We start from the raw sequence: 23625 nt of genomic DNA on the forward strand, positions 1-23625 counted from the left end.
GGCTCAGTCTTCTTCCGGCGGCAGCACGATGCTGTCGTCGTCGATGGCCAGCTTGCCGGCCATCAGCACCGCCTGGGTGCGGTTGGTGACGCCGAGCTTGCGCAGGATCGCGGTGACGTGCGCCTTGATCGTGGCCTCGGACACGTTCAGGTCGTAGGCGATCTGCTTGTTGAGGCGCCCGGCGCCGAGCATCTGCAGCACCCGGAACTGCTGCGGGGTGAGTTCGCGCAGGCGCTGGCCGACCTCGCGTTCCTCGTGGTCGGTGGGCGGCACGTTGTGCGCCTCGGCCGGTGCCCAGCGCTCGCCGTCGAGGATGGTGCCCAGGGCATGGCCGATGGTGTCCGAATCGGCCGACTTGGGGATGAAGCCGAACGCGCCATGGTCGAGCGCGCGGCGCATCACCGTCGGTTCCTCGCGCGCGGACACCACCACGATCGGTAACTGCGGGTGCAGCGAGCGCAGGTGCACCAGCGCGTTGAACCCCTGCGCGCCGGGCATGTTCAGGTCCATCAGCACCAGATCGGCATCGGGATGCTGCTCGGCCAGCGCATACAGCGCCTCGACGCTGTCGGCCTCCAGCAGCTGCACCCCGGGAATGACCCGCTGCACCGCGCCGCGCAGCGCTTCGCGGAACAGCGGGTGGTCATCGGCGATCAGCAGGGTGGGCATTGGAGCAGGAGTGGCTGAAGAGGAGTGAGGAGTGAGAGAAGGCAAAAGCAAAAGTAAAAGCCGGTCTGCTTGCGGGGAGAGGTTGGGAAAAGGGCGGAGTGAGAAGCGGGCAATCAAACCACTGTTGCTTTCTCTCACTCCTCACACCTCTTCACTCATCTCCTGGCTTCACCGAACCTTGCGCTCTTCCACCAGCGACGCCACCACCGAGGGGTCGGCCAGGGTCGAGGTGTCGCCGAGCTGGTCCGGTGCATTCTCGGCGATCTTGCGCAGGATGCGGCGCATGATCTTGCCCGAGCGGGTCTTGGGCAGCCCCGGCGCCCACTGCAGGTGGTCCGGTGCGGCGATCGGGCCGATCTCCTTGCGCACCCACGCCACCAGTTCCTTGAGCAGCTCGTCGGTCTGCGCCTCGCCGGCCACCAGGGTGACGTAGGCGTAGATGCCCTGGCCCTTGATGTCGTGCGGGAAGCCCACCACCGCGGCCTCGGCCACCTTCGGGTGGCTGACCAGCGCGCTCTCCACTTCGGCGGTGCCGATGCGGTGGCCGGAGACGTTGATCACGTCGTCGACGCGGCCGGTGATCCAGTAATAGCCGTCCTCGTCGCGGCGGCAGCCGTCGCCGGTGAAGTAGCTGCCCGGGTAGGTGCGGAAATAGGTGTCGATGAAGCGCTGGTGGTCGCCGTAGACGGTGCGCATCTGCCCCGGCCACGAGTCGCGGATGATCAGGTTGCCTTCGGTGGCGCCTTCTTGGATCTCGCCGTCGGCGTTGACCAGCGCCGGCTGCACGCCGAAGAACGGCAGGGTCGCCGAGCCGGGCTTGAGGTCCACCGCGCCGGGCAGCGGCGCAATCAGGATGCCGCCGGTCTCGGTCTGCCACCAGGTGTCCACGATCGGGCAGCGCGCGTCGCCCACCACGTCGTGGTACCAGCGCCAGGCTTCAGGGTTGATCGGCTCGCCGACGCTGCCGAGCAGGCGCAGGCTCTTGCGCGAGGTGCGCTTGACCGGCGCCTCGCCGTCGCGCATCAGCGCGCGGATCGCGGTGGGCGCGGTGTAGAAGATCGTGACCTGGTGCTTGTCGATCACCTGCCAGAAGCGCGAGGTGTCGGGGTAGTTCGGCACGCCCTCGAACATCACCGAGGTGGCGCCGTTGGCCAGCGGGCCGTAGACGATGTAGCTGTGGCCGGTGACCCAGCCGACGTCGGCGGTGCACCAGTAGACGTCGTCCTCGCGCAGGTCGAACACCGCCTCGTGGGTGTAGGCGGCGAACAGCAGGTAACCGCCGCTGGTATGCAGCACGCCCTTCGGCTTGCCGGTGGAACCGGAGGTGTAGAGGATGAACAGTGGGTCCTCGGCGTTCATGCGCTCCGGCTCGCACTGCGCCGGCTGGGTGTCCACCACGTCATGGAACCAGCGGTCGCGCGGCGCCTGCATGTCCACCGCCGCACCGGTATGGCGCACCACCAGCACGGTTTCCACGGTGTGGGTGCCGGGCAGCTTCAGCGCGGCGTCGACGTTGGCCTTCAGCGGCACCTTGCGGCCGCCGCGCAGGCCTTCGTCGGCGGTGATGATCAGCTTGCTGCCGCAGTCGCCGACGCGGTCGGCGATGGAATTGGCGGCGAAGCCGCCGAACACCACCGAGTGGATCGCGCCGATGCGCGCGCAGGCCAGCATCGCCACCGCGGCGTCGACGATCATCGGCAGGTAGATGGTGACGCGGTCGCCCTTGCCGACGCCGAGGTTGCGCAGCGCGTTGCCGAGCCTGCACACGCGTTCGTGCAGCTCGCGGTAGGTGACCTTCTGCGCCGGCATGTCCGGGCTGTCCGGCTCGAACAGCAGCGCGGTCTTGTCGCCGCGGGTGGCCAGCTGGCGGTCAAGGCAGTTCACGCTGACGTTGAGCTCGCCGTCCTCAAACCACTTGATGCGGAAATCATCCAGCTGGTAGCTGACGTTCTTGATCCGGGTGGGCTTGGTGAACCAGTCCAGGCGCTCGGCGGCCCTGGCCCAGAACGCATCGGGGTTCTCCACCGATTCGCGGTACTGCTGCTGGTACGTGGTCTTGTCGATCCGCGCCCGGGCGGCGAACGCGGGATCGACGGGATAGAGATCAGCCATGGCAATACCCTCACCTTTGCACTTGTAACCAATGGGGGAGCCGCATCTGCGACGCGGCCGCGACCTCCCAAGTGTGCCGCATCACCCCAGTCGCGCGCTGCTCCCCGGCTTAGACGATGGTCGAATACCCGCACGCTTTCGACTAATGGCGAATAGCCGCCCGCGGTGAACGCCGCGCACCCTGCCGTGGACCGTGCGACCGACGCGGCCGTCAACGCCAGCCGGAGAGAGGCAGACCTGATGAACAGACACGTGTTGAAACGCGCGGACCGCGCGTTCCCCGCCACGACGATGGTGCGCCGGCCACTTGCCGCCGCGTTGTTCGTGGCGCTGCTGGCGCCGGGCATGGCCCTGGCCGGCACGGCGAAGGAGAAGGCGCTGGAAGCGCGCGTCGCCGAACTCGAGCGCCAGGTGCAGCTGCTGCTCTCTACCCAGCAGCAACAGCAGGGCGCGATCGCCCAGGCCCAGGGCGATGTGCAGCAGGTGCGCGCCGAACAGGCGGCGGCCGCCGCCGCACCGGCCAGGCCCGCGGTGCCGGCCGGCAAGCAGCCGATCCAGGTGACCAGCATCACCCCGGGCGCCACGCCGGGCACCACCTTCAAGTTCGGCGGCTTCATCAAGGCCGACTTCCTGGCCACCCGCACCGGCGACGGCCAGCTTGCCGACGACGCCACCGGCCGTTCGCTGTACCTGCCGGGGCAGACCCCGGTGCATGGCGCCGGCGGTTCGGGCAAGGCCTCGGGCGTGGACTACAACGCCCACGCCAAGTTCTCGCGCTTCAACTTGGGCGTGGATCACGTCGCCGAGAACGGCGACAAGGCCGGCGCGCTGGTGGAGATGGACTTCTTCGGCAACGCGCTGGGCAACCAGACCGCGACCAACACCTATGGCGTCACCCTGCGCCATGCCTACATGTACTGGAACAACTGGCTGGCCGGCCAGACCTGGTCCAACTTCATGGACGCGGCCTCCATTCCCGAGGCGGTGGACTTCGTCGGCCCCACCGACGGCGTGATCTTCGTGCGCCAGGCACAGGTGCGCTACACCCGGGGCGGCTTCAGCGCCGCGCTGGAGAACCCGGAAACCACGCTGGTCGGCGCCACCAGCTCCGACCGCGGCTCGCTGCCCGACCTGACCGTGCGCTACGGCTGGAAGGGCGACTGGGGCACCTTCGGCGTGGCCGGCCTGCTGCGCCAGCTGAAGGTGGACAACCAGGCCACCGGCGCCCACGCCACCGCCACCGGCGGCGGCCTGACCGTGGGCGGCAAATGGGTGATGGGCGGCAGCGATTCGCTGCACTACCAGCTCACCGGCGGCCAGGGCATCGCCCGCTACATCGGCCTGGGCATCACCGGCGACAGCGCCTGGGACGCGGTGCGCGACGAGCTCGACCCCACCGGGGTGATCGCCGGCTACGTCGGCTGGCGCCACGCCTTCACCCCTAAGCTGCGCACCAACCTGATCTACGCGCGCAGCGACTACGACAACGATGCCTCGCTCACCGGCGCGCTGGTGACCAAGAGCGTGCAGTCGATCCGCGGCAACGTGTTCTACACGCCCATGCCCAAGGTCGATATCGGCGCCGAGCTGATGTACGGCGTGCGCGAGATCGAGAACGGCCGCAAGGGCGATATCAGCCGCGTGCAGTTCACCACCAAGTACAGCTTCTGAGTCCCGGCAGCGGCGTCGCCACGGCGTCGTTGCCACCGCGGTAAACGCAGTCCCCTTCTCCCTACCCCCACGGGGAGCACTCATGCCCGCACCGGCGCGCAGCGCACGCCGGGGCCCGTATTCCCGAAATCTGGAGAATCCCGATGAATGCTTCCGTCGATCCCCGTGTTGAGCGGATCGCCTCCCACCCGGTCTACCGGCGGCTGCGACAGTCGCGCAACCGCCTGGGCTGGATCCTCACCGTGCTGATGCTGCTGGCCTACTACGGCTACATCGGCCTGATCGCCTTCGACAAGGCGTTCCTCGCCACCCCGCTGGGCGTGGGCCGCATCACCACCATCGGCATCCCGATCGCGCTGGGGCTGATGGTGTTCACCATCCTCATCACCGGCTTCTACGTACGCCGCGCCAACAAGGAGTTCGACCAGTTGACCCAGCAGATCGTGGAGGACGCGCAATGACCCGTCCGTTCCTGCGCCCGGCCGCGCTCATCGCCCTGCTGGCCGCCAGTGGCGCGGCCCTGGCGGCCGGTGGCGACATCGGCCAGACCGTGCGCCAGCCCACCAACTGGACGGCGATCGTGATGTTCGCCGCGTTCGTGCTGGCGACCCTGGGCATCACCAAGTGGGCCGCCGCGCGTACCCGCTCGGCGTCCGATTTCTACACCGCCGGCGGCGGCATCACCGGCTTCCAGAACGGCCTGGCGATCGCCGGCGACTACATGTCGGCGGCCTCGTTCCTGGGCATCACCGCGGCGGTGATGGCCAACGGCTACGACGGCCTGATCTACGCCATCGGCTTCCTGGTCGGCTGGCCGATCCTGACCTTCCTGATGGCCGAACGGCTGCGCAACCTCGGCCGCTTCACCTTCGCCGACGTCGCCGGCTACCGCTTCGCGCAGAAGCCGATCCGGTTGTTCGCCGCCTCCGGCACGCTGGTGGTGGTGCTGTTCTACCTGATCGCGCAGATGGTCGGCGCCGGCGCGCTGATCAAGCTGCTGTTCGGCCTGGACTACTGGATCGCGGTAGTGCTGGTGGGCGTGCTGATGATGGTCTACGTGCTGTTCGGCGGCATGACCGCCACCACCTGGGTGCAGATCATCAAGGCCTGCCTGCTGCTGTCCGGGGTGACCTTCATGGCGCTGATGGTGATGTGGCAGTTCGGTTTCAGCTTCGAGAAGCTGTTCGCCACCGCGGTGCAGGTCAAGACCCAGATCGCCGCCAATGGTGGCAAGAGCGCGGAAGAGGCCGCCGCGGCCGGCCTGTCGATCATGGGCCCGGGCGGGTTCGTCAAGGATCCGATCTCAGCCATTTCCTTCGGCATGGCGCTGATGTTCGGCACCGCCGGCCTGCCGCACATCCTGATGCGCTTCTTCACCGTTCCCGACGCCAAGCAGGCGCGCAAGTCGGTGTTCTGGGCCACCACCTGGATCGGCTACTTCTACATCCTGATCTTCATCATCGGCTTCGGCGCCATCGCCCTGGTGCTGACCAACCCGGCCTACGCCGACCCGGTCACCGGCACCATCCAGGGCGGGCCGAACATGGCCGCGGTGCTGGTCGGCAAGGCGGTGGGCGGCAACCTGTTCATGGGCTTCATCTCGGCGGTCGCGTTCGCCACCATCCTGGCGGTGGTGGCCGGGCTGACGCTGTCCGGTGCCTCGGCGGTGTCGCACGACCTGTACGCCACGGTGATCATGAAGGGCAGGCCGCCGGCCGGCACCGAACTGCGCGTGTCGCGCGCCACCACCCTGGTGCTGGGCGTGATCGCGGTACTGCTGGGCATCGCCTTCGAGAAGCAGAACGTGGCCTTCATGGTGTCGCTGGCGTTCGCCATCGCCGCCTCGGCCAACTTCCCGGTGCTGATCCTGTCGCTGCTGTGGAAGGACTGCACCACCCGCGGTGCGGTGATCGGTGGCTTCCTCGGGCTGGCCTCGTCGCTGCTGCTGACCCTGCTGTCGCCGTCGGTGTGGGTCGACACGCTCGGCAACCCGGCCGGCAGCGCGCCGTTCCCGTACACCAGCCCGGCGCTGTTCTCGATGACCATCGCCTTCGTCGGCATCTGGCTGTTCTCGGTGCTGGACAACAGCGCGCGGGCCAAGGCCGAACGCGCCGCATACCCGGCGCAGCAGGTGCGTGCCGAGACCGGCGTGGGCGCCAGCCGGGCCGCCGATCACTGATCGCGGCCTGGCAGCAACCCTGACGAAGGCCGCCCGGCGACGGGCGGCCTTCGTCGTTTGCGGGGGTGCCCCCTGGATCGGCCGTGCCGTTACCATGCCGGTCGCACTCCCGCATCCGTTCCATGCCAGAGGATCTTCCATGACCGTCCGCGTCCGTCGTTCCCCGCACCCGCGCCTGCAGGCGTCCCTGCTGGCCTCTGCCCTGCTGCTGGGCAGCCTGTGCGCCCTGCCGACGGTAGCCATGGCACGGCAGGCGCCGCCGCAGCCGCTCGCGCTGCAGGCCGAGGCCGAGCGCCTGGCGGCGCAGCTGCCGGGCGACGTCGGCGTGGCGCTGGTGCATCTGCAAAGTGGTCGCGCGGTCTATCTCAACGCCGACCAGCCGTTGCCGATGGCCAGCACCATGAAGGTGCCGGTGGCCGTGCACATCCTCAAGCTGGTCGACGAGGGCAAGCTGGGCCTGCAGCAGCAGGTACTGCTGGGCCCTGACGATATCTACCCCGACATGGGCGGGCCGATGGACACCCATCTCAGCGCCGGTTCGGCCATCACCATCCGCGACCTGCTGCACATGATGATCACGGTCAGCGACAACAACGCCACCGACATCCTGGTCCGCACCGGCGGCGGCCCCGAGGCGGTGCAGCAGCGCATGCGCGCGCTGGGCGTCGAGGGCCTGCGCGTGGACCGCTACATCTGGGAACTGCTGGCCAACTACTACGGCGACGCCGCCTCGCACGCGCAGCCGCTGGGCCCGGCCGCCTATGGCGAGCTGTCGCGCAGCGAACGCAGCGAGGCGCAGCGGCGAACCAACATGGACGCCTGGAACGCCGACCCGCGCGACACCAGCAGTGCCCGCGCCATGGCGCAGCTGCTGCAGCGCACCTGGAAGGGCGAGGTCCTGTCGCCGCAATCGACCCGGGTGCTGCAGCAGATCATGCTCGACACCCGCACCGGCAGCGCGCGCCTGCGCGGCATGCTGCCCAGCGGCACGCCGGTGGCGCACAAGACCGGCACCGTCGGCGATGTGATCAACGACGTCGGCGTGATCGAGCTGCCGAACGGCCGCGGCCAGGTGGTGGCCGCGGTGTTCATCCGTTCGCGCGCCTCCACCGAAGCCCGCGACGCCGCCATCGCGCAGCTGGCGCGCGCCGCGCACGACTACTTCCTGTTCGTGCCCTGAGCGGCGGTCCGCGCTAGCCGCGCCCGCGCAGCGGCTCGACCGCGTCAGCCGCCTCGCCGCCGTCGAACACGTCCTCCAGGTTGCGGTACTCGCTGGGCGTCATGCCGACGGTGGCCTTGAACTGGCGCGCGAACGCGCTCTGGTCGCTGAAGCCGCAGCGCTGGCCGATGCCGGCGATGCTGCCGGGCTCGCGCAGCAGGCGCATGGCCATCTCGATGCGCAGCTTGATCAGGTACTGCTGCGGGGTGAGCTGGAACACGTGGCGGAAATGCCGTTCCAGCTGTGCCAGCGACATGCCGGCCAGCTCCGCCAGCTGCGGCGCGCGCAGATTGGATTCGAAATGTTCCTGCATGTGCGCCACCACCCGGTCGAGCTGGGCGAAGGCCGAGTGGCGGCTGTTGGGCCGGCCGAGATCGCGGGAAACGCCCATCAGCCCGCAGATCACGCCATCGCGGAACAGCGGCCGCTTGACGGTCAGGCACCAGCCGGGGCGACGGTTCGGATACAGGTGCACTTCCAGGCGGTCGGCGATGGGATCGCCGGCCAGCACCTGCCGGTCCTGCAGCAGGTAGCGGTTGCCCAGCGGCGCTGGGAACACTTCCAGCGGCGAGCGGCCGATGACCTCGCCGCGCTTCCTGCGGCCCAGCCGCTGCACCAAGGTGAGGTTGCAGTGCGTGTAGCGCCCCTCGCGGTCCTTCACGAAGAACACGGTATCCGGCAGCGCATCGAACAGGTGCTGTACTTCGCTTGAGGAATGCTGGGCGTCCATGGGCGTCGTCTTCGCGTTGGCGGTCGTCGGCGTGGCGTGCGGCCGATGCTAGCGCATGCTTCCACGCCGTGGCGCGGCGTTCATGGGGTTGTGCCGAATTCCGCATGAGGGCGCCGAATGCACTGCTATTCGGCCCTGCGGCCGCGGTGGGAGCATGTCCGCATGCACCGGATAGACATCATCGATTCCCATACCGCCGGCGAGCCCACCCGGGTTGTGCTCGGTGGCTTTCCCGACCTCGGCGGCGGCAGCCTGCGCCAGCGCCGCGAGCGCCTGGCCAGGGAATTCGACCATTGGCGCGCGGCGCTGGCCTGCGAGCCGCGCGGCTCGGACACCATGGTGGGCGCGCTGCTGCTGCCACCGGAAGATCCGTCGGCGTGCACCGGGGTGATCTTCTTCAACAACGTCGGCTGCCTGGGCATGTGCGGCCACGGCACCATCGGCGTGGTGCGCACCCTGGCCGAGCTGGGCCGTATCCAGCCCGGACGGCACCGCATCGAGACACCGGTGGGCATGGTCGGCGTGGAACTGTTCGACGATGGCCGCGTGGCGGTGGACAACGTGGAGAGCTGGCGCCACCTGCACGATGTGGCGGTGGACGTGCCCGGCCACGGCGTGGTGCGCGGCGACGTGGCATGGGGCGGCAACTGGTTCTTCATCACCACGCAGGCGCCGTGCGCGCTGACCCTGGCCAACCAGCGCGAGCTGTCCGCCTATACCGAAGCGATCCGCCTGGCGCTGGAGCGCGACGGCATCACCGGCGCCGATGGCGCCATCGACCATGTCGAGGTCAACGCGGCCGCGCCCGACGGCAGCGGCGCCGCGCGCAACTTCGTGCTGTGCCCGGGCCTGGCCTACGACCGTTCGCCCTGCGGCACCGGCACCAGCGCCAAGCTGGCCTGCCTGGCCGCCGACGGAAAGCTGGCCGAAGGCGCGAGCTGGGTGCAGCAGGGCATCCTCGGCAGCGCGTTCGAGGCGTCGTACCGGCGGGGCGCGCGCGGCATCCTGCCGCGGATCATCGGCCAGGCCTGGATCACCGCGCGCGCGACCCTGCTGATCGATGATGCCGATCCGTTCGCCTGGGGCATCGGCAGCCAGGCGCCGTGAGCGGAATCAGCCGCCACGATCTGATCGTCATCGGCGCCGGCATCGTCGGTGCCGCCTGCGCCGAAGCCGCGGTCGCCGCGGGGCTGCGCGTGGCGGTGGTCGAAAGCGGCGCCATCGGCGGCGGCGCCAGTGCCGCGGCGATGGGCCACCTTGTGGCGATGGATGGCGACCCGCACGAACTGGCGCTGTGCGTGTACTCGCTGGGGCTGTGGCAGCGCTGGGCATCGTGGCCCGAGAGCGAACACCAGCGCTGCGGCACGCTGTGGGTGGCGCGCGAGGAAGCGGAATTGGAAGGCGTCGCCGCGCGCGTGGAAGCGTTGGCGGCTGCGGGGGTACGCGCGGAGGCACTCGACGCGCGCGGCGTGCAGGCGTTGGAACCGGCGCTCGCCGCCGGCATGAAAGGCGGCATGCGCGTGGCCGACGACGCGGTGGTGTACCCGCCGCGCGTAGCCTGGCGCCTGATCGAGGAGGCTCGCGGCGCCGGCGCGCAGCTGTTCATCGGCGCGCGCGCCGAACGCCTGGTCGACGGCGGCGTGCGCCTGGCCGACGGCCGCGAGTTGCGGGGGCCGGTGCTGGTGGCCACCGGCGTGGCCGTGCCGGAACTGCTGCCGGAACTGCCGATGCGCCCGCGCAAGGGCCAGCTGGTGATCACCGAGCGCCATCGGCCGCTGCTGCGCCACCAGCTGATCGAAATGGGCTACGCCGCCGCCGCGCATGCTGCGGACGCGGCCAGCGTGTCGTTCAACGTGCAGCCGCGGCCCAACGGCCAGCTGCTGATCGGTTCCTCGCGCGAGTACGACGCCACCGGCACGGAGATCTCGCTGCCGCTGCTGCGGCGCATGCTGCAGCGGGCCATCGGCTTCGTGCCTGCGCTGCGCGAGGTGCGCGCGCTGCGCAGCTGGTGCGGCTTCCGCCCGGCCACCGCTGATGGCCTGCCGTATCTTGGCCCGGTGCCGGGCCGCCGCGACGTGTGGGTGGCCGCGGGCCATGAGGGCCTGGGCATCACCGCGGCGCCGGGCAGCGCGCGGCTGGTGGTCGACGCCCTGCTCGGGCGCGCGCCGGCCCTGGCGCTGGCGCCGTACCTGCCGGAACGCGCGCTGCGGGGCAACACATGAACAGCATCATCCTGAGCGTCGATGGCGTGCCGGTGGAAGTGCCCGATGGCGCCAGCGTGGCCGCCGCGGTCGCGCATCGCGGGCCGATCTTCCGCCGTTCGCCCAGTGGCCAGCCGCGCGCGCCGCTGTGCGGCATGGGCGTGTGTTTCGAATGCCGGGTCCGCATCGACGGCATGGCCCAGCTGCGCGCCTGCATGGTGCTGGCGCGCGCGGGCATGCGCGTGGAGACGCAGCCATGAAGCAGCGGCGTTTCGATCTGCTGGTGGTGGGCGCGGGGCCGGCCGGCCTGGCCGCCGCGCATGCCGCCGCCCGGCGCGGGGCGAAGGTCGGGCTGGTGGACGCGCAGCCGCGCGCCGGCGGCCAGGTCTGGCGGCACGACCTGCGCTTCGGCGCGCCGGCGGTGGCGCGCGCGCAGATCGAGCGTCTCGGCGCTGCCGGCATCGAATGGCTGCCCGGGCATGAAGTGGTCCTGGCCGACGACCATGCCGTGGTCGCCGACCATGCCGACGGTGCGGTGGCGCTGCACTGGCGCAAGCTGGTGATCGCCACCGGCGCGCGCGAACTGATGTTGCCGTTCCCCGGCTGGACGCTGCCCGGCGTGACCGGTGCCGGCGGCCTGCAGGCGCTGGCCAAGCAGGGCTGGCCGCTGGCCGGCAAGCGCGTGGTGGTGGCCGGTACCGGCCCGCTGCTGCTGGCGGCCGCAGTGACGCTGCGCCGCCATGGCGCGCGCGTGCTCGGCATTCACGAACAGGCGCGCAGGAGCATGCTGTATGCGTTCGCGCGGCGGCTGTGGCGCTGGCCGGCGCGGCTGGCGCAGGCGGTGGAGCTGCGCGCGCGCCTGGCCGGCGTGCCGTGGCACGCCGGCAGCACGGTGCTGGCCGCGCAGGGCGATGACCGGCTGCGTGCGGTCGAGGTGGACCGCGGCCACGGCCGCGAATGGATCGAATGCGAACAGTTGGCGGTCGGCTGGGGGCTGGTGCCGAACGTCGAACTGGCACGGCTGCTGGGCTGCGAGCTGGACAGCGCGGCCGTGCATCCGGCCGTGCGTGCCGATGCGCGCCTGCGCAGCAGCCAGGCCGACATCCACGCCGCCGGCGAGGCCCTGGGCGTCGGCGGGCGCGCCTGCGCGCGCGTCGAGGGCGCGATGGCGGCCTGCTTCGCGCTCGGCGACGAATCCGGCGGCGAAGCGCTGCGCGCGCGCCGCGACCGCGAGCGCGCTTATGCGGCATTGCTGCACGAACATTTCGCGCCCGATGCGCGCGCCCGCGCGCTGGCGACGCCGGACACGCTGGCCTGCCGCTGCGAGGACGTATCGATGTCCGCGGTGGCCGCGCATGCCGATCCGCGCCAGCTGCGGCTGGTCACGCGTTGCGGCATGGGCGCCTGCCAGGGCCGCGTCTGCGGTGCCGCGCTGCGCGAACTGCGGCTGGCCTCGCCCTCGTTCTCCCCCACTGCCGTGCGGCCGCCGCTGACTCCGGTCGCGCTGGCCGCACTGGCCGATGTTCCTTCCGACGAACCCGAACAAGGTAAAGAAAGATGAGCAATGCAGGTTTCTGGCGCGGCGTGCTGCCGGCCATCACCACGCCCTTCACCGCCAGCGGCGCGGTCGACCACGCCTTCCTGGCCGAGCACGCCAAACGCATGCTCGCCGCCGGCTGCAGCGGCATCGTGCCGCTGGGCTCGCTGGGCGAGAGCGCCACGCTCAGCTTCGAGGAGAAGATCGCCATCGTGCGCACCCTGGTCGCGGCCGTGGAAGGGCGCGTGCCGGTGGTGGCCGGCATCGCCGCGCTGTCCACCGACGAGGGCGTGGCGCTGGTGCAGGCGGTCAAGGCCGCCGGCGCCGGCGGCGTGATGGTGCTGCCGCCCTACGTGTACTCCAGCGACGCGCACGAGATGGGTACCTACATCCGCACCATCCTCGCCGCCACCGACCTGCCGGTGCTGTTGTACAACAACCCCATCGCCTACCGCACCGACTTCAGCCCGGCGCAGATCGCGCAGTTCGCCGCCGAGTTCCCGCACGTGCAGGCGGTCAAGGAATCCTCCGGCGACGTGCGCCGCCTGGCCGCGATCCGCGAGCTGATCGGCGACCGCCTGGTGCTGCTGGTCGGCGTCGACGATCTGATCGTGGAGGGTATCGCGATGGGCGCCGAAGGCTGGATCGCCGGCACCGTCAACGCCTTCCCGGAAGAAGCGGTGCGGCTGTTCGAGCAGGCACGCAGCGGCGGCTACGCGGCCGCACGCGAGCTGTACGAATGGTCGCTGCCGCTGCTGCGCATGGATACGGTTCCCAAGTTCGTGCAGTTGATCAAGCTGATGCAGGCCCGCGTCGGCCTGGGCAGCGAGCGCGTGCGCGGACCGCGGCGGGTGGTGGAGGGCGTGGAGCGCGAACAGGCGCTGGCGCTGATCGACCACGCCATCGCCACCCGGAAGCGCTGAAGTGGAGACGCTCGCGCCCGTGTTCATCGGCGGCCGCTGGCGGAGCGCGGGGGACTGCACCGGCAGCTTCCACGCGTTCGATCCGGCCAGCGGACAGGCCATCGGGCCGGCATTCCCGCGCAGCGGCGCGGCCGACGTGGAACAGGCGCTGGCCGCGGCCAGCGCCGCCGCGCCGGTGCTGGCCGCCACCGACCCGGAACGCATCGCCGCCTTTCTCGACGCCTACGCCGCTGCGCTGGAGGCCGACGCCGACAGGCTGGTGCAGCTGGCGCAGGCGGAAACCGGGCTGCCGGCCGTGCCGCGGCTGCGCGGCAACGAACTGCCGCGCACCTGCAACCAGCTGCGCCAGGCCGCCGCCGCCGCCCGCGGCCGCAGCTGGACGCAGCCGGTGATCGACACCGCCGCCGGCCTGCGCGCGCACCACGCGCCACTGGGCAAGCCGGTGCTGGTGTTCGGGCCGAACAACTTTCCGTTCGCCTTCAATGCCGTGTCCGGCGGCGACTTCGCCGCGGCCATCGCCGCGCGCAATCCGGTGATCGCCAAGGCGCATCCCGCGCATCCGGCCACCAGTCAGTGCCTGGCCGGCCACGCGCAGCGCGCCGCCGAGGCCGCCGGCCTGCCGCCGGCCACGGTGCAGTTGCTGTACGACGTCGAGCCGGCGCTGGGCCTGGCGCTGGCCGGCGACGCGCGGCTGGGCGCGGTCGCCTTCACCGGCAGCCGCACGGCGGGCCTGGCCCTGAAGCAGGCCGCCGACGCCGCTGGCATTCCTTTCTTCGGCGAGTTGTCCAGCCTCAATCCGGTGTTCCTGCTGCCCGGTGCGCTGGCCGAGCGCGGGCCGGCACTGGCCGAGGAGTTCAGTAGCTCGTGCCTGCTTGGCAGCGGCCAGTTCTGTACCAACCCGGGGCTGGTGATCGTGCCGGAAGGCGCGGCCGGCGATGCCTTCGTCGCCGACGTGCAGGCGCGCTTCGCCGCTACCGCACCGCTGCTGCTGCTGTCGCACGGCGTGCTGGCCTCGCTGCGGCAGGCGATCGCCGTGCTGCGCGACGCGGGCGCGCGGCTGCTGTGCGGTGGCGAGGCGGGCGATGCCGGATTCCGCCATGCACCCACGCTGTTGACGGTACGCGCCGAGCAGTTCCTCGCCGATCCACGGCGTTTCCAGTCCGAGGCCTTCGGGCCGTGCAGCCTGCTGGTGCGCGTGGCCGGTGCCGCGCAGATGCAGGCCATCGCCGCGACCCTGGAGGGCCAGCTCACCGCCACGCTGTACCGCGCCACCGATGGCCGCGACGATGCCGCGTGGCAGCCGCTCGCCGCCACGCTGCGGCCGCGCGTGGGCCGGCTGATCGCCGACCGCATGCCAACCGGCGTGCGGGTCAGCCCGGCGCAGCAGCACGGCGGTCCGTTCCCGGCTTCGACCCAGCCCGGCTTCACCGCGGTCGGCCTGCCGGCGGCGATCCTGCGTTTCACCGCGCTGCAGGCATACGACAATGTGCCCGATGCGCTGCTGCCGCCCGAACTGCGCGACCGCAACCCGGGTGGCCTGCCGCGCTGGATCGACCAGCACTGCACCACCACGGATATCGGAGCCACGCCATGAGCACGCAGATCGGACACCTCACCTTGGAACAGGCGCGCGCGCAGCTGGCGCCGTGGCCGCACCGCGCCGCGCCCATCAGCGACGCCGAGCACGCGCAGCGGCTGGAACGCGCGCGCGGGCTGATGCGCTCGCAGGGCGTGGACGCGCTGCTGGTCACCGCCGGCACCTCGCTGCGCTGGTTCGCCGGCGTGCCGTGGGGCGCCAGCGAGCGGCTGGTGGCGATGCTGCTTACCCTGCAAGGCGAGCCATTGATGGTCTGCCCGGTGTTCGAGGAAGGCTCGCTGGACGCGGTGCTGCGCATCCCCGCCGGCAAGCGCCTGTGGGAAGAACACGAGGACCCGCATGCATGGGTGGCCCAGGCCATGGCCGAGCGCGGCGCGCGCACGCTGGCGCTGGACCCGGAAGCGCCGTACCGCGTGCAGGTGGGCCTGGCCGCGCATCTCGGCGCGGCTGCCATCACCTCGGCCGCGGCGATCATCGACGGCTGCCGCATGTGCAAGTCCCCGGCCGAACTGGCGCTGATGCAGCAGGCCTGCGACATGACCCTGCAGGTGCAGCGGCTGGCCGCCGGCATCGCCCGCGAGGGCATCGGCACCGACGAACTGGTGCGCTTCATCGACGAGGCCCATCGCGCGCTCGGCGCCGATGGCGGCTCGACCTTCTGCATCGTGCAGTTCGGCCATGCCACCGCCTTCCCGCACGGCATTCCCGGCGTGCAGCACCTGCGCCGCGGCGAGCTAGTGCTGATCGACACCGGCTGCAGCGTGCAGGGCTACAACTCCGACGTCACCCGCACCTGGATCTTCGGCCAGGCCGATGCCGAGCAACGGCGCATCTGGGACCTGGAGCGCGCCGCGCAGCAGGCCGCGTTCGACGCGGTGCGTCCCGGCGTGACCTGCGAGGCGGTGGACCAGGCCGCGCGCGACGTGCTGGAAGCGGCCGGGCTCGGGCCGGACTACCGCCTGCCCGGCCTGCCGCACCGCACCGGCCACGGCTGCGGGCTGGCGATCCACGAGGCGCCGTACCTGGTGCGCGGCAATCGCCTGCCGCTGGCACCGGGCATGTGCTGCAGCAACGAACCGATGATCGTGGTGCCGGGCCGGTTCGGCGTGCGCCTGGAAGACCACTTCCATGTCACCGCCGACGGCGCGCAGTGGTTCACGCCGCCGTCGGTGGCCATCGACCAGCCGTTCGCCGATTGACGCCAGGTGGGAGCGCCGCTTCCCCAACGCGAACCGCGGGGGGTGCGCGCCGCGGGCGCGGACCGGGGCGCGTAGCGGGGTAGGGCGCCTTCCCCCGACAAGGACAGCGCAGCACACCAAGGGAAACGACGCATGCTTCATTTCGCAGATCTTCGCCGCCACGCCTTCGCCTGCCTGCTGGCACTGTCCTGCGCCGCCATGCCGCCCTCGGCGCAGGCCTCTGCGCCCGACGCGCCGGATGAGGCCGCCTACCGGCGTTCGCTGCAGCTGCGCGAGCAGTGGATGTACCTGACCACCGGCCTGGCCGGCCCGGCCACCTGGATCGACGGCGAGCGCTACCGCTACCGGCGCACCACGCCGGGCGGTTTTGAATTCGTGGTGCGCCGGCTGGGGCAGGCGCAGGCACAGGCCGCGTTCGATCAGGCACGGCTGGCCACCGCGCTGGCGCCGCTGCTCGGCCGCGCGGTGGACGGCCGGCGCCTGCCGTTCGCCGACTACGAGATGGACAAGGACGGCCAGGCGCTGCGCGCCTGGATGGACGACGGCTGGGTGCGCTGCGAACTGGGCGGCGAATACCGCTGCGCGCGCTGGAGCGAACCGGGCCCGGCGCCGCGGCCGCGCGCCTGGGGCGTGGTACGCGATCTTTCGATGGCGGCCGACGCTACGCCGCGGCGCTCGCCCGACGGGCGCATGGAGGCCTTCGTGCGCGACGGCAGCGTGCTGCTGCGCACGCTGGCCGATGGCAGCAGCAAGGTGCTGGCGCGCGACGGCACCGACAACGATTTCTACGACCCGGAGAGCATCACCTGGTCGCCCGACTCCAGCCGCTTCATGGTGCTGCGGGTAAGGCCCGGCGACGCGCGCCGGGTGACGCGGGTGGAAACCGCGCCGCGCCACCAGGTGCAGCCGCGCGTGCGCACCCAGCTGTACCCCAAGCCAGGCGATGCGGTGGACAGCGACCGCCCGGTGATCTTCGAGGTCGCCAGCGGCCGCCGCATCGACGTGCCGACCACGCTGTTTCCCAACCCCTACGAGATCAGCGCGCCGCAGTTCCGCGCCGATGGCCGCACGCTGGCGTTCCGCTACACCGAGCGCGGCTTCCAGCGCGTGCGCCTGATCGAGGTGGACGCGCATACCGGCGCCGCGCGCAGCGTGGTGGAAGAACGCAGCGACACTTTCGTCAACAGCTGGTGGCACCGTGCCGACTTCCACGACGTGGGCGGGCGCGGTGAGCGCATCGTGTGGATGTCCGAGCGCGACGGCTGGAACCACCTGTACATGGTGGACGGCCGCAGCGGCCGCCTGCGCCAGCTCACCCGCGGCCCGTGGGTGGTGCGGCAGGTCGTCAAGGTGGACGAGCAGCGCGGCCAGATCTGGTTCGCCGGCAACGGCCGCGAGCCGGGCGACCCCTACCTGCAGCACTTCTACCGCGTCGACTTCGACGGCGGCAACCTGCGCCACATGACCCCGGGCGATGGCTGGCACGAACTGAGCCTGTCGCCGGACATGAACCACTACGTCGATACGTATTCGCGGCTGGACCGGCCCAACGTCACCGAGTTGCGTGATGCACGCGACGGGCGCCTGCTGGACACGCTCGAACGCGGCGACGCCGGCGCGCTGTTCGCCGCCGGCTACAGACCGCCGGAAACCTTCAGCGCGCCGGGACGCGACGGGCGGACGCCGATCTGGGGACTGGTCGTGCGGCCCACGCACTACGACCCGTCGCGCCGCTATCCGGTGATCGAGAGCATCTACGCCGGCCCGCACGATTCGCACGTGCAGAAGAAGTTCTGGCCATTCGACAGCCAGTCCAGCAACGAGCGCCTGATCGGCGCGCAGGCGCTGGCCGACCTGGGCTTCATCGTCGTGCAGATCGACGGCATGGGCACGATGAACCGCTCCAAGGCCTTCCACGACGTGGCCTGGAAGAACCTGGGCGATGCCGGCTTCGCCGACCGCATCGCCTGGCACCGGGCACTGGCCGCGCGCGACCCGTCCTACGACATCAGCGGCGGCGTGGGCATCTACGGCGCCTCGGCGGGCGGCCAGAACGCGCTCAACGCGCTGGAATTCCACCCGGACTTCTACACCGTGGCGGTGGCCTACAACGGCTGCTATGACAACCGCATGGACAAGCTCAGCTGGAACGAGCAGTGGATGGGCTGGCCGGTGGACGACAGCTACGCGCGCGCCTCGGGCGTGGACAACGCGCACCGGCTGCGCGGCCAGCTGCTGCTGATCGTCGGCGAGCAGGACGAGAACGTCGACCCGGCCTCGACCTACCAGGTGGCCGATGCGCTGATCCGTGCCGGCAAGGACTTCGACCTGCTCACCGTGCCCGGCACCGGCCACGGCGTGGGCCGCTCGCAGGAGCCCACCGACTACATCCAGCGCCGCAAGTTCGACTTCTTCGTGCGCCACCTGCTGAAGCGGCCGACGCCGGACTGGAACGCCCGCGACTGAATACGATTGCGCTTTCCCGCGGTGGCAGTCGCCACCACCGGCACGCGCCCGCAATCCCTGTCCCTGCGCGGGAGGGGCGCCGGCATTGGCGCATCGGCGCATTGGTGCGTTGACCGCGCGGCGCGCGCTGGAGCCGCGGCGGCGTGGCGCTGAACCCCCTGTGGCGCCGGCAGGACGTGGACCACCTGTCGGCCATGCGCAGCCGCAATGCGGACATGGCGGCGCCGGCGGCGGGCCGTTCCCGCGGCGGCTGTGCCACGAGCAGGGCCGCAACGCGATGCGCGGCGACAGCATCGGGCTGCAGGTGCGCTGCGGCGCGCGGGGCGCACGCATGCCGATGTCCGGCGGGAACGACGGCCCGGCGTGGATCTGACCAGCGACGCGCGCTGGCGCCGGCCGGCACCGCGCAGCCCGATGATCTGCACCGAAGGCCGCGCCGTGGCCCTGCCTGAACGGCAACGGCCACCGTGACCTTGTCGTGTCACGGTGGCCGTGGTGCCGGGCATGCCCGGATGGAAGTTCAGAGCCGGTATTCGATGGTCATGAAGTACTCGGTGCCGGCCGGGTTGTACTTGCTGATGTCCGCGTACGGCCACCATTTCTCCGACGCATGGCGCCAGGGCTTCTTGTCCAGCACGTTGACCACGGCCAGGTTGAGGGAGAGCGCTTCGGTGGCACGGTAGCCCAGCGACAGGTTCACCGTGGTCCATGGCTTGAAGCGCTCATACGCGTCGGCCCAGCGTACCGGCGAGGAACCGAGCCGGTTGATGTGCACGTAGCTGGACACGCGCCCGTAGTCCCAGCCCACGGTCATGTTGGAGCGGGTACGGAATTCGTTGTTCCACTGTCGGTCGCGGATGTTCTCGACTGCGTCCTCGGGCAGGTAGCGGCTGAGCGTCTTGAGGATGTGGGTATAGCCGATGCGCGCCGAGAAGCGGCCCCAGCGCTCGGTCGGCAGGCTCGAATTCCAGGTCATGTCCACGCCGTCCTGGCGGTACATGCCGGTGTTGAACGGGCTGGTGATGACCGACTGCACGCCGTCGCCGCGGCCACCGCGCTGCACGCGCGCCAGCATGGTCTGGCACTTGGGCGAGCCGGGGTCCACGTCGCGGCCCTGGATGTCGTAACCCAGCGTGCATTCGGCGGCATAGCGCAGCACGGCGTCGGCACCGATGACCCCGACCTGGTCGTTCAGTTCGACGCTGTACCAGTCCAGGCTGAAGGAGTGGTTGGCGCCAAGCTGGGCCACCAGCCCGATGGTGTCGCTGGAGCCCTTCTCCTCGCGCAGTGCCGGGTCGCCTTCGGAGTACTGGCGGATCGACCCGGTGCCGTACTTCTCGCCGCAGCCCTGCCAGCTCGCGCCGCGCGCCAGGCCCTCGCCCTTCACGCAGCTGAGGTAATCCACGCCGCTGGTATAGGACGAACTGCGCTCGGCGAACATCACGTGCATGTCCGGGGCGCGGAACGAGGTGGCGCGGGAGGCGCGCAGCAGCAGCCAGTCCGACGGCCGCCAGCTCAGGCCCGCCTGCCAGGTGAAGGCACCGCCGACGTCGGACGCATCGTCGTAGTAGTCGTAGCGCGCGGCCAGCTTGGCGTCCCACTGGCCGAAACCGGAGCCGGCGGCCAGCAGCGGCACCGAGAACTCGGTGCCCAATGCGTAGTGGTTGCGCTTGCCCTGGCCGCGGATGCCGCTCCAGCCGTAGATCTCGCCATCGACGGTGGGCTGGTCGGTGATGAAACGGTAGGTGTCGCGATTGGCCTCGGCCACCGCGGCGAACGCCAGCGGCCCGGCCGGCAGTTCGAACAGCGCGCCGGACAGGTCGGCGGTGAACGCCTGCGAGGTGGAGCGGCCATCGCCGACCGAGGTGTACATCGCGTCGCGGAACTGTTCCGGGGTGAGCGTGCCGAAGAAGTCCAGCGCGCCGTTGGGCAGCAGGTTGCCGTCGAGCCGGTCCTTGCCGACCCGTACCCAGCGGCTGCCGGCCCAGGGGAACGACCAGTCGCGGCCCTGCTGCCCGAACAGCAGCGAAAGCATGGCCTGGTCATTGAAGCGGTCCACGCTGTCGCGGTAACGGTAGCGGCCATAGTTGTAGTTGAGGCTGTAGTCCAGCGAACCCACGGTGCCGCGGATGCCGGCGATCAGCACGTCGTTGTCTTCCTTGAACGACTGGTTGCTGCCGCTGAACTCGGAGTTGCGGAAGGTGCGGTAGACATGCCGCCACGCCGTCGCGTCGGGCACCGGCGCCTGCATGTCCTCGACCACTTCGTAGTCCACCGCGAAGCCATAGCGGTACAAACCGGCGTCGGCGCGCGAGCGGGTCGACAGCGCGGTGGCATACAGCTCGTGGTCGCCGAGGCGGTGGCTGAGATTGAGGAAACCGAACAGGCGCTTGCGGCCGTTGCGCACGGTGTAGCTGTCGAAATCGTTGTCGCCGCAGTACTTCTCGCTGCCGTCGCCGGCCCAGCCCGGGCGCACCGCCTCGTAGCCCAGCGCGCCGCAGCGGTTGCCGATGTCCAGCAGGTCCCAGCCGGTGTCGCGGTCCCAGAACGACATCACCTGGGTCGGCTCACGGTACGCGGGGTCGGGCGAGCGCTCGGGCGAGGCGAACCAGCTGCGCTGGTTGCCGCGGATCGGCCAGCGCTTGTCCCATTCCAGCCCGGCGCTGACGCGGGTGTCGCCGAACTCGAAGCCGGTGGTGAGCGTGGCGCGCTCGGAGCGGCCACCGCCATGCACGGTGTCGCCGTGCCGCCAGGACACGGTGGTGCCTTCGATCCGGTCCTTGAGGATGACGTTGACCACGCCGGCCACCGCGTCCGACCCGTAGATGGCCGACGCGCCGCTGGTCAGGATCTCGACACGGTCCACCGCCGAGGTCGGGATCATCGCCAGGTTGGTGACGTTGCCGCTCACGCCCCCCGACGGCTTGGGCAGCACCGGGATGCGGCGGCCGTTGAGCAGCACCAGCGTGTAGCCTGGCCCGAAGCCGCGCAGGTTCAGCGCCTGCGCGTTGGCGTTGAAATTGTTGGTGCTTTCCTCGCCGACGAAGATGCCGGTGTTCATCGACAGGTTCGACAGCGCGTCGTAGACGTTGGCGAATCCCTGGTGCTCGAGATCCTGCGCGGTGACAACCAGCACCGGGTCGATGCCCTCGATCTCGGTGCGCTTGATGCGCGAACCCGTGACTTCCACCTTGTCCAGCGACGTGGTGGTGCTGCCGATTGCTTCCTGCGCGACCGCCAGCGATGGCAGCAACGCCGCGGTGACGGCACAGGCGATGCTGCTGCGTTTCAGTGAAATCCTCATATCCCCTCCCCGAAATGTGTCGGCCGCGCATGCGTTGCATGCCACGGCAGAAAAAGACGCAATGGCGCCTCTGCCATGGTCTTGAGTGCGGCGTGCCCGCCGATAGCACGAAACACGGAGCCCTGATGCGGAACTCCGCACAACGATCGCGGGCATCGGCGCGGGGGCGAGAAAAAAAACGACCGTGCCATGGCGGCACGGTCGTGGCGATACCGGAGGGAGGGAGAGAGCGACCGGTAACGTAATCTGCAGTGATCAGTAAGCCGCGGTTGGCAGCGGCTGCGCCAAAGCTGCCGCGGTGGCCTCGCATCCGGCCACTGGCGCGGTGCCGCGCCGGCGTGCCATGGCCAGTTCCACGCGCGCCGCGTCCATGTCGCGGCGGAACTGTGGGTCGGCGTGCAAGCGTGCGACCACCGCCGATCCCATGAACCGCCCGGAGAGCACGTCGCTGTGCCAGTGCACGTTGCACACCAGCCGGCTTTCGCCATAGCTGCGGCCACGGGCGAGGATGGCGTCGCTGCGGTCCGGCGCCAGCTCGGCCAGGATCAGCGCCCAGGCCCAGCCGATGGACGGGTGGCCCGACGGATACGAGCCGTTCTCCGCCAGCCCGGCCTCCTTGTCCGGCGTGCAGGTAGGCTCGCCGTTGACCATGAACGGCCGCGTGCGGTTGTAGCGGTGCTTGGCGGCGTCGCTGACCACCGCCGCGTCGGTGCCGGTGCGGCGCAGCAGGCCGTACAGGCGCGGCGTGCCGGCTGCGTCGATGCGGGTGCCGATGGCGCAGGCGAAGATCGACGCGGCCTCGGGGAACTGCAGGTTGGCGTCGGCGATGGCCTGCTGCCAGCGCGGCGTGCCGCGCAGGGTACGGGCCTGGTTGACCTGCTCGTCCAGCGCGAACGCGGCCGAGCCCGGCGCGGGCGGCGGCGGCAGCAGGGCGATGCTGTCCGGCAGCTGCTCCGTCTCCAGATAGCCACGGGCGACGCCCGGACGGATCTCGGGCACCGCGGGGCGCGCGGCGGGCATGGCGCAGGCGCTGGCCAGCAGGCACAAGCCGGTGGCGATCAGGAGCGGAAACGGATTGCGCAGCGTGCGCATGCCGGCCTCAGCCCAACCGCGCGGCGATGCGCTCGCGCAGCGCCTGCAGGTCCTTGGCGAAAGCGTCGATGCCGGTGGCCAGCTTCTCGGTGGCCATCGGGTCGGCGGCCATGTCCGCGTCGAACTTCGCCTGGTCGATCGGCGCGACGTCCACCGCTTCGGCGGCGCCCGGCACCAGCTTGCGCGGCAGCTCGCCCAGGTCGGCGTCGAGCTTTTCCAGCAGGTCCGGCGAGATGGTCAGGCGGTCGCAGCCGGCCAGCGCCTCGATCTGCGCGGTCGAGCGGAACGAGGCGCCCATCACCACCGTCGGCGAACCGCGGCGCTTGAACTCGGCGTACACCCCGCGCACGAACCGCACGCCCGGGTCCTCGTCGATGCTGGCCGGCGCCTGGCCATGGGCCACGTACCAGTCCAGGATGCGGCCCACGAACGGCGAGATCAGGAACGCGCCGGCTTCCGAACAGGCCAGCGCCTGGGTCGGGTTGAAGATCAGCGTCAGGTTGCAGTCGATGCCCTCGGTCTGCAGCACGCGGGTGGCTTCCACCCCGGCCCAGGTGGCGGCGATCTTGATCAGCACCTTGTCGCGCGGCACGCCGGCCGCTGCGTACATGGCGATGAACTGGCGCGCCTTGGCGATGGTCGCGTCGGTGTCGTGGGCCTGGTCGGCATCGACCTCGGTGGAAACGCGGCCCGGCACCAGCGCGGCCAGCATCGTGCCCACGCCGA

At 70.7% G+C, this 23625-nt stretch carries 18 protein-coding genes; 12 read left to right on the plus strand and 6 right to left on the minus strand.

Going from position 1 to position 23625, the window contains the following annotated elements; translation table 11 throughout:
- Positions 1-3 precede the first annotated feature (3 nt).
- Both MKP15_RS13765 and acs read right to left on the minus strand, forming a co-directional pair.
- Positions 4-669, minus strand: coding sequence for a response regulator transcription factor (locus MKP15_RS13765; protein ID WP_054668422.1), 666 nt, complete (start codon positions 667-669; stop codon positions 4-6).
- Positions 670-837: 168 nt separating this feature from the next.
- Entirely contained in the window at positions 838-2781 is a 1944-nt protein-coding gene (acs, locus tag MKP15_RS13770; RefSeq protein ID WP_104939963.1) for an acetate--CoA ligase, read from the minus strand.
- Between the two features lie 240 nt (positions 2782-3021).
- On the opposite strand from acs, the gene MKP15_RS13775 reads away from it, so the two are divergent.
- The 4 genes from MKP15_RS13775 to bla all read left to right on the plus strand — a co-directional run bounded on the left by MKP15_RS13775 (position 3022) and on the right by bla (position 7811).
- A complete protein-coding gene (locus MKP15_RS13775; RefSeq protein ID WP_237723529.1) occupies positions 3022-4452 on the plus strand; it encodes a DcaP family trimeric outer membrane transporter in 1431 nt (476 codons plus the stop codon).
- A gap of 143 nt (positions 4453-4595) precedes the next feature.
- A complete protein-coding gene (locus MKP15_RS13780) occupies positions 4596-4913 on the plus strand; it encodes a DUF485 domain-containing protein (protein WP_240213095.1) in 318 nt (105 codons plus the stop codon).
- Positions 4910-6631 carry a cation acetate symporter gene (locus MKP15_RS13785; protein WP_240213097.1) on the plus strand — a complete coding sequence of 574 codons (1722 nt, stop codon included), beginning with the start codon at positions 4910-4912 and terminating at the stop codon, positions 6629-6631. Before MKP15_RS13780 ends, MKP15_RS13785 begins: the two co-directional genes overlap by 4 nt.
- A 139-nt stretch (positions 6632-6770) precedes the next feature.
- Complete coding sequence (bla, locus tag MKP15_RS13790; RefSeq protein WP_240213098.1) at positions 6771-7811, plus strand: class A beta-lactamase; 1041 nt, start codon at positions 6771-6773, stop codon at positions 7809-7811.
- A gap of 13 nt (positions 7812-7824) precedes the next feature.
- On the opposite strand, the gene MKP15_RS13795 is transcribed toward bla, so the two are convergent.
- Entirely contained in the window at positions 7825-8580 is a 756-nt protein-coding gene (locus MKP15_RS13795; RefSeq protein WP_240213099.1) for an AraC family transcriptional regulator, read from the minus strand.
- A gap of 162 nt (positions 8581-8742) precedes the next feature.
- On the opposite strand from MKP15_RS13795, the gene MKP15_RS13800 reads away from it, so the two are divergent.
- From MKP15_RS13800 to MKP15_RS13835, 8 genes are all read left to right on the plus strand, one after another.
- Complete coding sequence (locus MKP15_RS13800; RefSeq protein WP_104940324.1) at positions 8743-9687, plus strand: proline racemase family protein; 945 nt, start codon at positions 8743-8745, stop codon at positions 9685-9687.
- A 5-nt stretch (positions 9688-9692) separates the two neighbouring features.
- Complete coding sequence (locus MKP15_RS13805; protein WP_240213111.1) at positions 9693-10802, plus strand: FAD-dependent oxidoreductase; 1110 nt, start codon at positions 9693-9695, stop codon at positions 10800-10802.
- A complete protein-coding gene (locus tag MKP15_RS13810) occupies positions 10799-11041 on the plus strand; it encodes a (2Fe-2S)-binding protein (RefSeq protein ID WP_161614526.1) in 243 nt (80 codons plus the stop codon). Before MKP15_RS13805 ends, MKP15_RS13810 begins: the two co-directional genes overlap by 4 nt.
- Complete coding sequence (locus tag MKP15_RS13815; RefSeq protein WP_240213100.1) at positions 11038-12342, plus strand: FAD/NAD(P)-binding oxidoreductase; 1305 nt, start codon at positions 11038-11040, stop codon at positions 12340-12342. Before MKP15_RS13810 ends, MKP15_RS13815 begins: the two co-directional genes overlap by 4 nt.
- The gene (locus MKP15_RS13820) at positions 12339-13241 is read left to right on the plus strand and encodes a dihydrodipicolinate synthase family protein (RefSeq protein WP_240213101.1); all 903 of its coding nucleotides are present in this window, start codon (positions 12339-12341) and stop codon (positions 13239-13241) included. The genes MKP15_RS13815 and MKP15_RS13820 overlap by 4 nt, the downstream gene beginning before the upstream one ends.
- A 1-nt stretch (position 13242) precedes the next feature.
- Positions 13243-14835, plus strand: coding sequence for an aldehyde dehydrogenase family protein (locus tag MKP15_RS13825; RefSeq protein ID WP_240213102.1), 1593 nt, complete (start codon positions 13243-13245; stop codon positions 14833-14835).
- Positions 14832-16037 (plus strand): Xaa-Pro peptidase family protein, encoded by a 1206-nt coding sequence (locus MKP15_RS13830; RefSeq protein ID WP_240213103.1) that lies wholly within the window; start codon positions 14832-14834, stop codon positions 16035-16037. The genes MKP15_RS13825 and MKP15_RS13830 overlap by 4 nt, the downstream gene beginning before the upstream one ends.
- A 198-nt stretch (positions 16038-16235) precedes the next feature.
- On the plus strand, positions 16236-18503 hold the full coding sequence (locus MKP15_RS13835) for a S9 family peptidase (RefSeq protein WP_240213112.1): 2268 nt from the start codon (positions 16236-16238) through the stop codon (positions 18501-18503).
- A gap of 520 nt (positions 18504-19023) precedes the next feature.
- Here the strand turns inward: MKP15_RS13835 and MKP15_RS13840 are convergent.
- The 3 genes from MKP15_RS13840 to MKP15_RS13850 all read right to left on the minus strand — a co-directional run.
- Positions 19024-21807 carry a TonB-dependent receptor gene (locus tag MKP15_RS13840; protein WP_240213104.1) on the minus strand — a complete coding sequence of 928 codons (2784 nt, stop codon included), beginning with the start codon at positions 21805-21807 and terminating at the stop codon, positions 19024-19026.
- A gap of 255 nt (positions 21808-22062) precedes the next feature.
- Positions 22063-22899 (minus strand): phosphatase PAP2 family protein, encoded by an 837-nt coding sequence (locus MKP15_RS13845; RefSeq protein WP_240213105.1) that lies wholly within the window; start codon positions 22897-22899, stop codon positions 22063-22065.
- Positions 22900-22906: 7 nt separating this feature from the next.
- Positions 22907-23625, minus strand: a 719-nt coding sequence (locus MKP15_RS13850) for a transaldolase family protein (protein ID WP_240213106.1), incomplete at its 5' end; no start/stop codon positions are given.

The organism is Stenotrophomonas sp. Y6, from assembly GCF_022436665.1.
Taxonomy (GTDB): domain Bacteria; phylum Pseudomonadota; class Gammaproteobacteria; order Xanthomonadales; family Xanthomonadaceae; genus Stenotrophomonas; species Stenotrophomonas acidaminiphila_A.